11 protein-coding genes are annotated in these 16,829 nt (G+C 68.0%); 7 read left to right on the forward strand and 4 right to left on the reverse strand.

Annotated features, from left to right (window positions below; translation table 11 throughout):
- Positions 1–11 precede the first annotated feature (11 nt).
- The 3 genes from ppdK to ACOQOP_RS13050 are packed head-to-tail and all read right to left on the reverse strand — an operon-like array spanning position 12 to position 6,086.
- Positions 12–2,687, reverse strand: a complete 2,676-nt coding sequence (gene ppdK / locus ACOQOP_RS13040) for a pyruvate, phosphate dikinase (protein ID WP_420562238.1) — start codon at positions 2,685–2,687, stop codon at positions 12–14.
- 20 nt (positions 2,688–2,707) lie between these two features.
- On the reverse strand, positions 2,708–5,125 hold the full coding sequence (gene glyS / locus ACOQOP_RS13045; protein WP_420562239.1) for a glycine--tRNA ligase subunit beta: 2,418 nt from the start codon (positions 5,123–5,125) through the stop codon (positions 2,708–2,710).
- Positions 5,118–6,086 carry a glycine--tRNA ligase subunit alpha gene (locus ACOQOP_RS13050; protein ID WP_420562240.1) on the reverse strand — a complete coding sequence of 323 codons (969 nt, stop codon included), beginning with the start codon at positions 6,084–6,086 and terminating at the stop codon, positions 5,118–5,120. Before ACOQOP_RS13050 ends, glyS begins: the two co-directional genes overlap by 8 nt.
- A gap of 202 nt (positions 6,087–6,288) precedes the next feature.
- Between ACOQOP_RS13050 and ACOQOP_RS13055 the strand changes: the two genes are divergently transcribed.
- Positions 6,289–6,570, forward strand: a complete 282-nt coding sequence (locus ACOQOP_RS13055; protein ID WP_420562241.1) for a hypothetical protein — start codon at positions 6,289–6,291, stop codon at positions 6,568–6,570.
- Between the two features lie 31 nt (positions 6,571–6,601).
- On the opposite strand, the gene ACOQOP_RS13060 is transcribed toward ACOQOP_RS13055, so the two are convergent.
- Entirely contained in the window at positions 6,602–8,077 is a 1,476-nt protein-coding gene (locus ACOQOP_RS13060; RefSeq protein ID WP_420562242.1) for a hypothetical protein, read from the reverse strand.
- A gap of 237 nt (positions 8,078–8,314) precedes the next feature.
- On the opposite strand from ACOQOP_RS13060, the gene ACOQOP_RS13065 reads away from it, so the two are divergent.
- The 6 genes from ACOQOP_RS13065 (at position 8,315) to ACOQOP_RS13090 (ending at position 16,804) form a co-directional block, all read left to right on the forward strand.
- Positions 8,315–9,088, forward strand: coding sequence for an SDR family NAD(P)-dependent oxidoreductase (locus tag ACOQOP_RS13065; protein WP_420562243.1), 774 nt, complete (start codon positions 8,315–8,317; stop codon positions 9,086–9,088).
- A gap of 2 nt (positions 9,089–9,090) precedes the next feature.
- Entirely contained in the window at positions 9,091–10,872 is a 1,782-nt protein-coding gene (locus ACOQOP_RS13070; protein WP_420562244.1) for an acyl-CoA dehydrogenase, read from the forward strand.
- A gap of 45 nt (positions 10,873–10,917) precedes the next feature.
- Entirely contained in the window at positions 10,918–11,790 is an 873-nt protein-coding gene (locus ACOQOP_RS13075) for a 3-hydroxyacyl-CoA dehydrogenase family protein (RefSeq protein ID WP_420562245.1), read from the forward strand.
- A 417-nt stretch (positions 11,791–12,207) separates the two neighbouring features.
- The gene (locus ACOQOP_RS13080) at positions 12,208–13,368 is read left to right on the forward strand and encodes an ATP phosphoribosyltransferase regulatory subunit (protein ID WP_420562246.1); all 1,161 of its coding nucleotides are present in this window, start codon (positions 12,208–12,210) and stop codon (positions 13,366–13,368) included.
- 39 nt (positions 13,369–13,407) lie between these two features.
- Positions 13,408–14,700 carry an adenylosuccinate synthase gene (locus tag ACOQOP_RS13085; RefSeq protein ID WP_420562247.1) on the forward strand — a complete coding sequence of 431 codons (1,293 nt, stop codon included), beginning with the start codon at positions 13,408–13,410 and terminating at the stop codon, positions 14,698–14,700.
- Between the two features lie 103 nt (positions 14,701–14,803).
- Positions 14,804–16,804, forward strand: coding sequence for a hypothetical protein (locus ACOQOP_RS13090; protein ID WP_420562248.1), 2,001 nt, complete (start codon positions 14,804–14,806; stop codon positions 16,802–16,804).
- Positions 16,805–16,829 lie beyond the last annotated feature (25 nt).

Genomic DNA, 16,829 nt, shown 5'->3' on the forward strand with positions numbered 1-16,829 from the left:
CTCGGCGGCTGTTACTCGGCCGCCGCCTTCTCCTGGGCGATGGTCGCCTGGGCGGCCGCGAGGCGCGCGATCGGCACGCGGAACGGCGAGCAGCTCACATAGTCCAGACCGACCTCCTCGCAGAACCGGATCGAGGACGGGTCGCCGCCATGCTCGCCGCAGATGCCGAGCTTGATGCCCGGGCGGGCCGAGCGGCCGCGCTCGCTGGCGATCTTCACCAGCTCGCCCACGCCCTGCTGGTCCAGGCTGACGAACGGATCGACCTCGATGATGCCCTTCTCCTCGTAGAAGTGGATGAAGGCGCCGGCATCGTCGCGGGACAGGCCGTAGGTGGTCTGGGTCAGGTCGTTGGTGCCGAAGCTGAAGAACTCCGCCTCGGCCGCGATCTTGTCGGCCTGCAGGGCGGCGCGGGGCAGCTCGATCATGGTTCCGACCAGGTAGTCGACCTTGATGCCGCTCTCCTTGGCCACCTCGCCGGCGACCCGGTCGATGATGCCCTTGATGATGCGGACCTCCGCATCGGTGGCGGCCAGCGGGATCATGACCTCCGGCAGCGGCGCCTCGCCGCGCTTGGCGATCTCGGTCGCCGCCTCGAAGATCGCGCGCGCCTGCATCTCGGAGATCTCCGGGTAGGAGATCGCCAGACGGCAGCCACGATGGCCGAGCATCGGGTTGCTCTCGGTCAGTTCCAGCGCCCGGCGCTTCACCGTCTCGACGGAGACGCCGGCCGCCTTGGCGACCTCGGCCATCTCCTCCTCGGTATGCGGCAGGAACTCGTGCAGCGGCGGGTCGAGCAGGCGGATGGTGACCGGCAGGCCCTGCATGATCCGGAACAGTTCGATGAAGTCGTCGCGCTGCATCGGCAGCAGCTTGTCCAGCGCGGCCCGGCGGCCGGCCTCGGTGGTGGAGACGATCATCTCGCGCATGGCGACGATGCGCTCGCCCTCGAAGAACATGTGCTCCGTGCGGCACAGGCCGATGCCCTCCGCACCGAAGTCGCGGGCGACCTGGGCGTCGGCGGGGGTCTCGGCATTGGTGCGGATGCGCATACGGCGCGCCGCGTCGGCCCAATCCATGACCTTGGCGAAGTTGCCCGACAGTTCCGGCTGGATGGTCGGAACCTCGCCGAGCATGACCTCGCCGGTGGCGCCGTCGATGGTGATTCGGTCGCCCGCCGCCACCTCGGTGCCGCCGACGAAGAACTTCTTGTTGGCGTAGTCGACGCGGATGTTGCCCGCACCCGACACGCAGGGCCGGCCCATGCCGCGGGCGACCACCGCCGCGTGGCTGGTCATCCCGCCGCGGGTGGTCAGGATGCCCTCGGCCGCGTGCATGCCGTGGATGTCCTCGGGGCTGGTCTCGATGCGGACCAGGATCACCCGCTCGCCCTCGCGGGCCGCGGCTTCGGCGTTGTCGGCGGAGAACACGACCTTGCCGGAGGCGGCACCCGGCGAGGCCGGCAGGCCCTTGGCGATGACGTTGCGCTCGGCCTCGGGGTCGAGGGTCGGGTGCAGAAGCTGGTCGAGGCCCTGGGGCTCGATGCGGGACACCGCCTCGCGCTCGGAGATCAGCCCCTCCTCGCACATGTCGACGGCGATCTGCAGGGCGGCGTGGACCGTGCGCTTCCCGTTGCGGGTCTGCAGCATGTACAGCTTCTTCTGCTGCACGGTGAACTCGATGTCCTGCATGTCGCGATAATGCGTCTCGAGCTTGAGGCGCACGTCGTCCAGCTGCTGGAACACCTCCGGCATGACCTCTTCCATCGCCGGCAGGTCGGAGCCCTGCTTGCGCTTGGCGGCGACGGTCAGGCTCTGGGGGGTGCGGATGCCGGCGACGACGTCCTCGCCCTGGGCGTTCACCAGGAACTCGCCATAGAAGGTGTTCTCGCCCGTGGACGGGTCGCGGGTGAAGGCGACACCGGTGGCGCAGTCGTCGCCCATGTTGCCGAACACCATGGCCTGGACGTTGACCGCCGTGCCCCAGCTCTCCGGGATGCCGTGCAGCTTGCGGTAGACGTTCGCCCGGTTGTTCCGCCAGGAGCCGAACACCGCCGTGATCGCGCCCCAGAGCTGGTCGCGCGGATCCTCGGGGAACGGCTCGTCCAGCTCCTCCTTCACCTTGGCCTTGAACTGGTCGACGAGGGTCTTCATGTCGTCGGCGCTGAGTTCGGTGTCCAGGGAGACGCCCTTCTCCTCCTTGGCCAGCTCCAGCAGTTCCTCGAAATGGCCGTGGTCGACGCCCATGACGACGTCGGCATACATCTGGATGAAGCGGCGGTAGCTGTCATAGGCGAAGCGCGGGTCGTCGCTGCGCTTGATCAGGCCCTGGACCGTGGTGTCGTTGAGGCCGAGGTTCAGGACGGTGTCCATCATGCCCGGCATGGAGACGCGGGCGCCGGAGCGCACTGAGACCAGGAGCGGGTTGTCGGCATCGCCGAATTTCATCCCGACCTCGTCCTCGATCTTCCTGATCGCCACCTCGACGGCGTCGGTCAGGTCCTCGGGATACTTCTCGCCGTGATCGTAATAGTAGGTGCAGACCTCGGTGGAGATCGTGAATCCCGGCGGCACCGGCAGCCCGATGGAGCTCATCTCGGCCAGGTTGGCACCCTTGCCGCCCAGGAGATTGCGCATATCCGCGCGGCCCTCGGCAGAGCCGCCACCGAACCCGTAGACCCACTGTGTCATGCTTTCTGTCCCTCGATCCTCTAGCCCTCGACCCGGGAGAAATCGGCAATATTCCCCATCACCGTTCTGACGGCGTCGAGCAGGCGTAGGCGATTGGTTCTCAGTGCCGCGTCATCGGCATTGACCGTGACGGCGTCGAAGAATGCGTCGATCGGCCCCCGTAGGTGAGATAGGGACGCCATGGCGCTCGTAAAGTCCTCACCCGCCAGATGGGTCTTGATCGCCGCCTCGGCCTGGCGCACGGCCTCGTAGAGGTTGGTCTCCTCCGCCTGGGCCAGGATCGACGGATCGATCCGGTCGGCGAAGGCGGCGTCGGAGGCGGAGAACGGCCCGTCCTTCTTCTCCTCGGCGCGCAGGATGTTCGACGCGCGGCGGTAGCCGGCCAGCAGGTTGGCGCCGTCGTCGGTGGCCAGGAAGTCGCTGAGCGCATGGACCCGGGCCAGCAAGCGGACCAGGTCGTCCTCCCCGCCCAGCTCGAACACCGCGGCGATCAGGTCGTGGCGCACCCCCTGCTCGCGCAGATGGACCTTCAGACGGTCGGCGAAGAAGTCGAGCAGCTTTGACTGTAGCCAGTCACGCCAATCTCTCATCTTCTCCCAACAGTTCTCTACCTCTTGGTCGAACTCATTGGGCTGATTGCCAACCAAACCATCGCGGTACCCCCCAGCCTTCGACGACAAGAGGCCAACAAGCTGGGCAGCATTTCCAAGGGCAGGGATGCGCTTTAACACATCCTCAGGTCCGAACATCTCGGCGTTAAATTCGGCCTCACTACATCCACGGTCGCGAATAAAATCTCGCCCGACAGCGTAGGTGAAACCGCCAAAGCGGTTAGTTGGATTGAAAGTGTCGTGCGCTGATCCTGGAGGAGCGGAAGTCGTTAGAGCACTGACCATTTCGATAGGAATGGCCTCAACGAAAACTCTGAGAGAGGCGTCAAAGACCTTTGAAAGAGGGACCCGCAGCCCGTTCTCGATGATCAGCCGGATCACGCCGAGCGCCGCGCGGCGCAGGGCGAAGGGATCCTTCGATCCCGTCGGGGTCTCGCCGATGGCGAAGAAGCCGACCAGGGTGTCGATCTTGTCGGCTATGGCCACGGCGACGGAGACCGGCGCGGTCGGGCAGGTGTCGGTCGGGCCGACCGGCGAGTAATGCTGGGCGATGGCGTCGGCCACCTGCCGGTCCTCGCCGGCATCCAGCGCGTAGTAGCGGCCCATCAGGCCCTGCAGTTCCGGGAACTCTCCGACCATGCCGGTGGTCAGGTCGGCTTTGGCCAGGGTCGCGGCGTGGCGGGCGGTATCGGCATTGGCGCCGACCATCGGCGCGATCTCGGCGGCGAGGGCCGAGACCCGCGCCACCTTGTCGGCCATGGTGCCGAGCTTGTCGTAGAACTTGACGTCCTTCAGGGCATCGCGCCGGTCGGCCAGTTTCACCGCCCGGTCCTGGTCCCAAAAGAACTTGGCGTCGCTCAGCCGTGCGCGCAGGACCTTCTCGTTGCCGGCGACGATGTTGGCGTTGCGGGTTTCCTCGCTGGCCATGTTGGAGACCAGAATAAACCGGTCGGCCAGGCGGCCGTCCTTGGTTTCGACGGCGAAGTACTTCTGGTGGCTGCGCATGGAGGTGACCAGCACCTCCGGCGGCACCGACATGAACTCGCCGTCGATCCGGCCCATGAGCGGCACCGGCCATTCGACCAGACCGCAGACCTCGTCCAGCAGCCCCCGATCGTCGCGCAGGACCAGCCCCTCGGCCTCGCACAGGACACGGGCCTCGTTGAGAATGGTCTCCTTGCGGTCCTCGCGGTCGAGCATGACGAAGGCGCCGCCGATCTCGGTGCGGTACTCGTGGAACGAGCCGACCGTGACCGCGTCGGGCGCGAGGAACCGGTGCCCCCGGGTCTCGCCGGTGAAGGTGAGCTGGGTCTCGCCCAGGTCGAGCCCGCCGTCGAGCACCGCGCCGTCGAACACGGCGAGGATGTGGTGCAGCGGCCTCACCCAGCGGAAGGTGTTGCGGCCCCAGCGCATGGATTTCGGCCAGGGCAGCTCGCGGATGGCGGACAGGATGATCTCCGGCAGGACGTCGGCCGTGGCCTCGCCCTTCTTCTCGATCACCACGAACCAGAACTCGCCCTTGCCGGTGTCGCGCTTCTCGCACTGGTCCAGGGTCAGGCCGGTGGAGGCGAGGAAGCCCTGGATCGCCTTCTCGGGCGCGTCCACGCGCGGGCCGCGGCGCTCTTCGCTGACGTCCGGCTGCTTCTCCGGCAGGCCGTCGACCACCAGGGTCAGCCGGCGCGGCGTCACATAGGCGTCGGCGCTGGAAAACTCCAGGCCCGCGGCCTTGAGCTTACCGGTGACGAGCCCTTTCAGGTCCTCGGCCGCGCGCGCCTGCATGCGCGCCGGGATCTCCTCGGAGAACAGCTCCAGAAGCAGTTCAGCCATGGTTCTTCTCGGAGCGCTTGGCCTCCGCCTTCTTCTTTTCCCAATCGGCCTTCCAGGCGGTGCTCACCTCGACCCACTTCTCGCAGCAGCCCTTCGCCAGCGTGCGCACCCGGCCGATATAGGCCTGGCGCTCGGTCACGCTGATCACGCCGCGCGCGTCCAGCAGGTTGAAGGAGTGACCGGCCTTCAGGCACTGGTCATAGGCCGGCAGCGGCAGGTTCGCCTCGAGCAGCTTGGCGCATTCCGCCTCGCAGTCCTTGAAGCGGCGGAAAAGCTGCTCGGTGTCGGCGTATTCGAAATTGTAGGTCGAGAACTCCAGCTCCGCCTGCTTGTAGACGTCGCCATAGACCTTGCCGCCCTCCTCCGCCGGGATGCCGTCCCAGTCGAGGTGGTACACGTCGTCCACGCCCTGGATGTACATCGCCAAGCGTTCCAGGCCGTAGGTCAGCTCCAGGCTGACCGGCGAACAGTCGATGCCGCCGACCTGCTGGAAATAGGTGTACTGGGACACTTCCATCCCGTCGCACCAGACCTCCCAGCCGAGCCCCCAGGCGCCGAGCGTCGGGTTCTCCCAGTCGTCCTCCACGAAGCGGATATCGTGGGCCATGGGATCGAGACCGATGGCGCGCAGGGAACCGAGATAGAGCTCCTGGCTGTCGACCGGCGACGGCTTCACGATGACCTGGAACTGGTAGTAGTGCTGCAGCCGGTTCGGATTCTCGCCGTAACGGCCGTCGGTCGGCCGGCGCGACGGCTGCACATAGGCGGTGCGCCACACGTCGTCCGGACCGAGCGAGCGCAGGGTCGTCGCCGGGTGCGACGTGCCCGCCCCCACTTCCATGTCGTAAGGCTGAAGGATCACGCAGCCCTTGCTCGCCCAATAGGACTGGAGCGTCAGAATCAGGGACTGAAAATCGGTGCGTGGCTGATGCGCAGTGCCGGGCCTGTCGCCGTCGGGCATGTCTCGTCTCTCGCGGGATTTCGCGGGTGCGGGAAACTAGACGGGCGCCGGGACCAAATCAAGGAGCGATGGCGCAGCACCGCCAGGCCCGTCGCGACCGGTAAGCCCCCGGAAAGACTCACCGAAGGACTCGCCCAAGGCTATTGGGAATGGAACCGCTCCCCTGCCGGTCTCGTTATCAGACCGAAAGGTGGTTATCGACATGGAAAAGGTACTCATCATCCTCAGCATGTTCGGTTGCTCCGACGCGGGCACCGACTGTGCCCTCCTGGACACCAGCGCCGAACTCTACGAGTCCCGCGCCGCCTGCGAGCGTCGGATCGACGACTCGATGGAAACGGAGATGGACGCCCCCTATCCGACGATCATCGCCCATTGCGGCACCCCGGCGGAAACCGCCGTGATCGTGGACGATCTGGCCCCCGGAACCGGGGCAGTATCGGCCGTCGCGTCCAAGGAAACCGACGTCCATCCCAACTCCTGACTGCGCCCGCTGAGCGGATGCGGAACGGCCTCTAACGCCGCAGACCGGCATAGCGCACCAGATCGGCCAGCGAGCCGATCGTGGTGCTGCTCAGGCCGGACGTGATCTCGATGCCCCGGCCGCTGACCGCGGGATTGGTCTCATGGTTCAGGTAGCTGTTCGGATCGGCCCGAAGCAGACCCAGCACGGTCTCGGCCAGCAGCCGGCTGCCGACCGGCCCGAGGGTTCGTCCACCGCCTAACGCCTCGGCCTCGCGCAGCACGTAGAACCACAGCGGCGTCCGCTCGGCGAACCCGCCGGCGGTCACGGCCCGGGCCAGCACCGGATCGTCGCCTGTCACCCGGGACGCCTCCATCGCCGTAATTCCCAGGCGGTCGGCGACGGCCTGGCCTGTCGGCAGGCTGGACAGATAGCCGCGGACCAAGCGGCCCTGGGCCCGCCCGGTCGTCTGGCGGACGGCTGCGGTGCGCCCGCCCAAACCTCGAGCGAGGCGCGGGCCGATCAGGCGTGCCCGCTGGGCTGCGGCCATGCCGTCCTCGCCCAGATCGACATAGTTCCGCCAGCCGATCACAGCATCCGCCCGCAACCGGCGACCGGCCCCGACGAGGCCGTAGGCGGGATTCTGCGCCGCATCAAGGCTCAGGGTCCGCCCGTCATTCACCGCATAAGCCGGCCGGACCATGGCATCCGTAAACGGCAGCGCGCCCAGCGCGACCTCCAGCGGCACGACCGCCGCCCCGCAGGCCGGCCGGAAGAACCGCGGGCCATGGGTCATGACGTCCGCCAGGACCTCCGGCAGGCAGACCGCCGCGAGGAACTCGTTGACCACCAGATACTGGTAGGTCCAGCGCACCAGCCGACGCGTCTGGCTCCAGCGGCTATGGGTCGAGCATCCGTGGGTGCTCTCGAACACCACGTTGTTGAACCGCAGCATCGCCGCATGGAACTGGCTCAGGTTCAGGCAGCCATCGTTGCGCGCATCGCCGACGATCGCCCGGCCATCTGCGTGGCGCGGAAGGTCGAGCAACCCGTCGCGGTCGAACCGGACCTTGAGCCGCAGCCCGTCATAGAGCTGGTCGGAGGTCGCGCCGATCCCGTCGGGACAGCCGCGCGCCGCCGCCAGGCTCGGCCCGTCGCCGTAGAGGCTGGCGAGGTCGAACTGCGGGCGGCGAGCATTGACGACCTGGCCGACGGCGGCCTCCGGGGGCAGCGGGGTCAGGGACGAGACCGCGTGGCGGTCCAGCGGGGCAACGAGGTCGTGGGCGATGAACCGGGCGAAATAGGTCAGGACGGCCGGCAGCGGGCCTTCCGTCGCGGCCTCGGCGTTGGTCCCGGGATCGCCCATGGCGGCGCCGAGATCGAGCAGCGCGTTGACCGTTCGCTCGGAGACCGGCAGCAGGCAGTCCGGCCGCCGGGCGGCATCCTCGAACAGATAGCCGAAGGCGCTGCGCCCCGCAGCCCGCCCGTCGGTCTCCACCCCGTGCTGGTGGCTGAAATGCATGTCCATGTCCTCTTCCCTATCGAAGAGGCGGCTCCCCGCCCGCCCTGGATCCCTGGAGATCCGGCGCCCTTCTGCGCCTTCCGCGCGGGCGCGGCAGTGGGCTTTGCCACGTGGTTAACCATAAATGAAGGCACAGCCGCATGCGCCGGCGTCACCAGGGGTCGCGGGCCGGTTGTGGGGTGGCGTGCGGATCGCCGGACCGCTATGAGTCGGCCACGCCTATCGACCGAGGAGATCCCGCCCATGGCCAACCGTTTCGACCTTTCCGGCAAGACCGCGCTCGTCACCGGGGCGAGCCAGGGGCTGGGCGCCGGCTTCGCCAGGACGCTGGCCGAGGCAGGCGCAAAGGTCGCGCTCGCCGCCCGCCAGACCGGCAAGCTGGAAGCGCTGAAGGGCGAGATCGAGGATGCCGGCGGTACCGCCGCCGCCGTCGCCATGGACGTGACCGACCCGGCCTCCGTCGCCGCCGCCTTCGATGCGACGGAAGCCGAGCTCGGCGTGGTCGACATCCTGGTCAACAATGCCGGCATCGCGGTGACCAAGCCGTTCCTGGAGATGACGGTGGAGGACTGGGACTCCGTACTCGACACCAACCTGAAGGGCTGTTTCCTGGCCGGCCAGGAGGCCGCGCGCCGCATGGCCGCCCGCCATGCCGAGGGCGGCGACGGCGGCTCCATCATCAACATCGCCAGCGTGTTGGGTCAGAGCGTCATCGGCCACCTGTCGGGCTACTGCACCTCCAAGGCGGCGCTGATCCAGCTCACCAAGTCGATGGCCCTGGAACTGGCGCGGGTCGGCGTGCGGGTGAACGCGCTGGCACCCGGCTATATCGAGACGCCGATCAACACCGACTTCTTCCACACCCCGGCCGGCGAGAAGCTGGTCAAGGGCATCCCCCAGCGCAAGCTCGGCCAGTCGGAGGATCTCGACGGCGGCCTGCTGCTGCTCGCCTCCGACGCCTCCAAATACATGACCGGGACGGTGGTCACCGTCGACGGCGGCTTCCTGGTGGCCTGAGGATGGCGACGCCCCTGATCGATCCCCGCGACCTGGACTTCGCCCTGTGGCGGGTCCTGGACGCCGAACAGCTCACCCGATACGAGCGCTTCGCCGATCACGGGCGCGAGACCTTCGAGGCCGTCATCGAGACCGCCCGGCGCATCGCCGAGGAGAAGTTCCGCCCGCATGCCGCCAAGGCCGACGCCAACGAACCCTACCTTGAGAACGGCAAGGTCGTGCTGATCCCGGAGATCGGCGAGGCGGTGCGCGCCTTCGCCGAGGCGGGGTTCATGGCCGCCCACCACGATGCCGACCGCGGCGGCATGCAGCTACCCTGGACCATCCAGCAGGCCGCCTTTGCCCATTTCAAGGCGGCCAACGTTCCGACCGCCGCCTATCCCTTCCTGACCATCGCCGCCGCCAACCTGATCCACGCCCATGGGTCGGAGGAGCAGCAGCGGATCTGGATGCAGCCGATGCTGGAGGGACGGTTCCTGGGCACCATGGCCCTGTCGGAGCCCCATGCCGGCTCGTCCCTGTCCGATGTGCGCACGACGGCCCGCCTGCGCGAGGACGGCACCTACGCCATCAAGGGCTCCAAGATGTGGACCTCCGGCGGCGAGCACGAGATCTCCGAGAACATCGTCCACATGACGCTTGCCCGCATCGAGGGCGCGCCGGCGGGCGTGAAGGGGCTCAGCCTGTTCATCGTGCCGCGCTACCGCCTGGACGAGGCAGGCAAGGCGAGCGTGCCGAACGGCGTCCGGCTGGTCGGGTTGAACCACAAGATGGGCTATCGCGGCACGGTCAACACCGCGCTCAGCTTCGGCGAGGAGGACGACTGCATCGGCTGGATCGTCGGCGAGCCGAACAAGGGCCTGCTGCAGATGTTCCACATGATGAACGAGGCCCGGGTCGGCGTGGCCTTCGGCGCCATCATGCTGGCCTATCAGGGCTATCTGGAGAGCCTCGCCTATGCCCGCGAGCGGCCCCAGGGTCGCCATCCGGGCGACAAGGATCCGACCACCCCGCAGCTTCCGCTAATCGAGCATGCGGACGTCAAACGGATGCTGCTGCAGCAGAAGGCGGTGGCCGAGGGTGGGCTGATGCTGGCGCTCGACCTGGCGCTGCGCATCGACCGGATGAACCACGATCCCGCCCCGGACATCCGCCGGCGCGAGAGCCTGATGCTCGATTTCCTGACGCCGATCATCAAGGCCTGGTTCTCCGACCAGGCGCTGGTGGCGAACCACAACGCCATCCAGATCTTCGGCGGCTACGGCTATACCCGCGACTTCCCGGTGGAGCGCTTCTACCGCGACAACCGGCTGAACCCGATCCACGAGGGCACTAACGCGATCCAGGCGATCGACCTGCTGGGCCGCAAGACGACGATCCATCATGGTGCGGCCTTCGCCGCGGTGATCGAGGCGATCGACGACACGATCATCCAGGCCGCCGAGATCTCGGACGCAGCCGAGATCCGCGACGCCACCCGCATCGCCCGCAACTTGCTGGTGGAGACCACCCGCGAGTTGAACGCGGCTGCCCCCGAGGTCGGGCCGATCCGCCTGCTGGCCAATGCCGAAGCCTATATGGACCTGGCAGGGCTGGCCGTGTTCGGCTGGATCTGGACCCGGCAGGCGATCGCCGCCGCGCGGGAGGGCGGAGACCTCGCCCAGGGCAAGCTCGCCGCCGCCCGCTATGTCGCCCGGTGGGAGCTGCCGCGGGCCGAACAGCGCGCCCGGCTGCTGCAATCTCTCGACGCCACGCTTGTCGATGTGCAAGAGAGCTGGTTCTGAGACATACAAGCGCTCAATAGCTCACCCGTTCTGGAGGACGATCCCATGACCATCCAACGTCTCGGCGTATGCGGCGCCGGCATGATGGGTTCCGAAATCGCGCTCGTTTTCGCGCTCGCCGACGTCAAGGTCCGGATGATGGACGCCAGCCAGGAATACGTCGACAAGGCGATGGCCAAGCTGGAGAAGACGCTGGATGCCGGCATCGGCCGCGGCTTCTTCGCCGAGGAGGACAAGCCGCGCGCGCTGGCCAATATCGAGACCTTCACCGACGTGTCCACCTATGGCGACTGCGACCTTGTGATCGAGGCGATCACCGAGGACCAGGAGGCCAAGGGCAAGCTCTACAAGGAGCTGGACAAGGTCTGTAAGAAGGACGCGATCATCGCCTCCAACACCTCGTCGATTTCGATCTCGGTCCTGGCGTCGTATTTCTCCGAAGAGCGCCAAGGCAACTTCCTCGGCCTGCACTTCTTCTCGCCGGTCAGCCGCATGAAGCTGGTGGAGGTGATCAGCGGCATGGACAGCGATCCGGAGGTGGTGAAGCGCGCCACCGCCATGGTCGAGCTGCCGGGCAAGACGCCGATCCAGGTCAAGGACGTGGTCGGCTTCGCGGTCAACCGCATCCTGTTCGCCATGTGGGACGAGGCGATCCGCCTGGTCGAGGAAGGGGCCGCGACCCCGGCCGATATCGACACCGGCTGCCGCCTCGGCCTCGGCCATCCGGTCGGCCCGTTCGAGCTGATGGACAACATCACCATCGACCTGACCCTGAAGGTCAGCCAGATCCTGGAAGACGCCTATGGCGACCGGATGCACACAAGGCCGACCATCAAACAGCTCCACGCCGCCGGCCGCCTCGGCCGCCGCTACGGCCGCGGCTGGTACCGCTACCAGGACGGCAAGCGGGTCGACTGACCGGCGCCCACGTCACCGTACCCGTCTCCCCGGCCCTGCGCCGGGGCCCAGAGTGAAAACTGTTGGAGCGCCGGAGAAAGATCTTCGACGTTCCAGCACGCCGCCTTCCTCGGTCCCGGCGCGAGGCCGGGAAGACGGAAGAGCGGTTATGAACCGCTGGAGATATCCGTCTCCCCGGGCTTGCCCCGGGGCCCAGAGCGGAAATCGCTGGAGCGCCGGAGCGCTTTCGTTGGCGCTCCAGCGCGCGGCCTCCCTCGGTCCCGGCGCAAGGCCGGGAAGACGGGGAGGAGAGCGGCGGCCCGCATAAAACATGCGCCGCGGAAATCCGCCTCCCCCGTTGCCCTGGGGGATCGTTTCCTTTAACAGAGGGCGCCACCTGACGGTGGAATTGCGACGACCCGAAGGTATCTGCGTCCCGTGACCGACGATCCCGTCCTGGATCCTGCCCAGACCGCCCTGCTTCCGGCGGGGTTTCGTGACATCCTCTCCCCGAACGCGGCCAACGAGGCCCGGCTGATCGACCGCATGATGTCGACCGCCATCGGCCACGGCTATCTGCGGGTCAAGCCGCCGCTGATCGAATTCGAGACCAGCCTGCTGCAGGGCCCGGGGGCGGCCACGGCCGAGCGGGTGTTCCGGCTGATGGACCCGATCTCCCAGCGCATGATGGGCCTGCGCGCCGACATGACGGCGCAGGCGGCCCGCATCGCCACCACCCGGCTGAAGAACGCGCCGCGCCCGGTGCGGCTCTGCTATGCCGGCGAGGTGCTGCGCACCACCGCCAACCAGCTCAACCCGGAGCGCGAGGTCGTGCAGGTCGGCGCCGAGCTGATCGGCAGCCCGACCGCCGAGGCCGACGCCGAGATCATTCTCGTCGCCATCGAATCCCTGCGCGCCGTCGGCGTGGAGCGGATCTCCCTCGACCTGATGGTGCCGACCCTGGTGCCGTCGGTGCTGGCCAAGCTCGGTCTGCCGGCGAAGCCGCTGTCCGCCCTGCGCCAGGCGATCGACCGTAAGGACGTCGCCGCCGTGGAGGAGCTGGCTGGGGACGGTGCGGCCCTGCTGGTCGGCCTCCTGGAGGCCGCCGGTCCGCGCGCCGAGGCGATGCAGGCCCTGGCCAAACTGGACCTGCCCGACGACGCCCGCGAGGCGCTGGACCGGCTGACCGAGGTGGTCGAGCTGGTCACCGCCGTCGAGCCGCACCTCTCCATCACCCTGGACCCGGCGGAGAACCGCGGGTTCGAGTACCACACCGGCATCGCCTTCAGCCTGTTCGCCCGCGGCGTGCGCGCCGAGATGGGGCGCGGCGGCCGCTACCAGCCGAACCACGACCCCAAGGGGACGGCGACCGGCTTCACCCTGTATCTGGAGCGCGTCCTCCAGGCGCTACCCGACCCCAAGCGGCCGCAGACCGTGTTCGTGCCCCACGGCACACCACGGGACCAGGCGGCTGCCCTGCGCCGGGACGGGCGGATCACGGTGGCAGGACTGACGCCGGCCGAGGATGCCGAGGCGGAAGCCCGGCGCATGGGCTGCACTTTCATTCTGCGCGACGGCCAGGTGGCCGCGCTGAACTGAGCTCGGGCCACAGCGGCCCGCAAGACTGAGGACAACGGTATGAGCAATGTCGCGGTGATCGGCGCCCAGTGGGGTGACGAGGGCAAAGGCAAGATCGTCGACTGGCTGTCGGAGCGCGCCGACGTGGTCGTGCGGTTCCAGGGCGGCCACAACGCCGGTCATACCCTGGTCATCGGCAACCAGACCTTCAAGCTGAGCCTCCTGCCCTCCGGCGTGGTCCGCAAGGGCAAGCTGTCGGTGATCGGCAACGGCGTGGTGGTCGATCCCTGGGCCTTCGTCGCCGAAAAGCAGCGTGTCGAGGAGCAGGGCATCATCCTGTCCCCGGAGGATCTGCAGATCTCCGAGGTCGCCGTCCTGATCCTGCCGGTGCACCGGATGCTCGACCAGGCGCGCGAGACTGCGCGCGGCGACAAGAAGATCGGCACCACCGGCCGCGGCATCGGCCCGGCCTACGAGGACAAGGTCGGCCGCCGCGCCATCCGGGTCGGCGACCTAGCCGAGCCGGAGACGGTGAAGGCCAAGGCCGCCTATCTCGCGGAGCACCACAACGCCTATCTGCGCGGCCTCGGCCAGCCGGAGATCGACGCCGACGCGCTGGTCGCCGAGCTGATGGAGATCGCGCCGAAGATCCTGCCCTATGCCTGCCGGGTCTCCGAGCGGCTCGACGCTGCGCGCCGGGCCGGCAAGCGCATCCTGTTCGAGGGTGCCCAGGCGGTGATGCTCGACGTCGATCACGGCACCTATCCGTTCGTGACCTCCTCCAACACCGTCGCCGGCCAGGCCGCCACCGGCTCGGGCATCGGCCCGACCTCGATCGGCACCGTGCTGGGCATCGCCAAGGCCTACACGACCCGCGTCGGTGAAGGCCCGTTCCCGACCGAGCTGACCGACGAGATCGGCAAGCTGCTGGGCGAGCGCGGACGCGAGTTCGGCGTGGTCACCGGCCGTCCGCGGCGCTGCGGCTGGTTCGACGCCGTGATGGTCCGCCAGGCGGTCCGCACCGGCGGCATCACCGGCATCGCCCTGACCAAGCTGGACGTGCTGGACGGTCTGACCGAGCTGAAGGTCTGCACCGGCTACAAGCTGGACGGCGAGACAATCGACTACTTCCCCGCCGGCATGGGCGCCCAGCAGCGGGTCAAGCCGATCTACGAGACGATTGATGGCTGGAGCGAGAGCACCAAGGGTGCGCGCTCCTGGGGCCAGCTCCCGGCCGCGGCGATCAAGTATATCCGCCGGGTGGAGGAGCTGATCGGCGCCCCGGTCACCCTGCTGTCGACCTCGCCGGAACGCGAGGACACGATCCTGATGGAAGACCCGTTCGCCGACTGATCCCAGCCCCGTGACCGTCGGCAGGCGCAGGCCTTCGACCTGGGGGACCGGCATGCTAGACTTCGGCCGCGCGCCCTGATTCGCGCGGCTGGAGGACCCTGACGTGGCGGAGCCAATCGTCCTCAAGGAGCGGGTCGAGATCGACGCCGATCGCCCGCTCCCTGAGTTCAACATCCAGAACGCGGCCGCCTATGCGGCGAAGGCCCGGCGGGAGAGCCAGGGCGAGCTGGTCGCCTATGCCTGCGATCCGCGCATCCCGCATCGCCATGAAGACCTGGAGACCATGCGGGGCTTCTCCACGACCGGGCTGATCCGCTTCGTCGAATGGGGCGTGGTGACCTGGCGTCCGCTGAACCGCCGGCTGGCCGTGGTGGTCTACGAGAAGCCGATGGGCGGACGCCTCGCCTCGAAGGTCTCCGACACCATCGAGCCGATGAGCGACGAGGTCATCACCCGCAACTTCCTCACCCCCGCCATGGGAGTCCTGCGAGACATGTCGGCCCGCGGCGTGCCGCATCGCGCGATCCGGCCCGACAACCTGTTCTATTCGGACACCGGCAAGCGCCACATCATCCTGGGCGACGCCCTGACCGCGCCGCCCGGGCTGCACAACCCGGCCTTCTGCGAGACCCTGGAGCAGGGCATGGCGGATCCCGAGGCGCGGGGCCGCGGCGGCGTCTCCGACGACCTCTACGCCATCGGCGTCTGCGTCATCTTCCTGCTGCTGGGCCGCAACCCGCTGCACGCCATGTCGACGACCGAGGTGGTCGAACGCAAGATCGCCATGAGCTCCTACTCGGCCCTGACCGGCGGCGCGCGCATCCAGATGAACATGGTCGAGCTGCTGCGCGGCCTGCTGGCCGACGACCCGAAGGACCGCTGGTCGGTGCGCGAGGTCGAGCTGTGGATCGGCGGAAGACGGCTGACCCCGAAGCAGGCCAAGCTGCCGCCCAAGGCCGCGCGGCCGATCAACATCGCCGGACGCGACCATGACAATGTGCGGTCGGTGGCCGATGGCCTGGGCCGCAACTGGCTGGTGTCCGGCGAGGTGGTGCGCGGCCAGGATTTCGATAACTGGATCCGCCGCAGCCTGACCGACGAGCGGGTCACCGACGCCGTGAACAAGACCCTGGGGAGCCAGGCGATCCTGGCCAAGACCCCGGACAGCGAGAACCCCCGTCTGGTCACCCGCGCCTGCATGGCCCTCGATCCCACCGCCCCGCTGCGCCACAAGGGATTCAGCGCCCATGTGGACGGCGTCGGCACGGCGCTGGCCATCGGCTTCGACCGCGAGGATATCCGCCAGAAGGTGGCCGACTTCATCAACGGCAAGTTCATCGGCGCCTGGATGTCGCTGCAGACCCGCAACCGCGCGGATCTGAACGAGATGTACGGGCTGTTCGACAAGCTGCCCGTGCCGCTGAACATGACGGGCATCGGCTATGGCATCGAGCGGGTGCTGTACGAGTTGAACAAGCATCTGCACTGCCAGTCGCCCCTGATCGAACCGTTCTTCGTGACGACGATCGACCGGCTGATCCCGGCGCTGGAGGGGGCGTCGAAGGGCCGGGACCGGCCGCGCCTGCCGGTGGACCGGCACATCGCCGCCTTCGCCGCCGCCCGCACCGCCGATGTCGACGAGCGTCACCTGCGCGCGCTGTCCAACAACAACCAGGGCGGCACCGACCATATCCTCGCCGCCCTCTCCCTGCTCGGCCGGATCCAGACGATGAGCAAGAACGGCCCGGCGCCGACCTTGGCCGCTTGGTTCGCCGACCTGATGGAGCCGGCGGTCAACAGCTTCCACAACCTCAAGCAGCGCAAGGCCATCGAGGCGAATGTCGCCCGTGCCGCGGAGACAGGCATGCTGATGGAGCTGCAGGCGATCTATTCCGACCAGAAGGCGATCCAGCGCGACCAGCACGGTTACGCCCAGGCGCAGCAGGAGCACCGTTACTGCGGCGCACAGATCGAGCAGCTCACCCTGGAGCTCAACAACCGGGAACACATGGCGACGGAGCTGGGGGAGCAGGTCGCCGCCGTCACCTCGGGCGTGGTGGGGAGCCTGGGATCGACCTCCATCATCGTCATGTTCATGCTGTAGTGCCGCCGCCCGCTTTCTGATCCAG

The organism is Thalassobaculum sp., from assembly GCF_965223715.1.
Classification (GTDB): domain Bacteria; phylum Pseudomonadota; class Alphaproteobacteria; order Thalassobaculales; family Thalassobaculaceae; genus Thalassobaculum.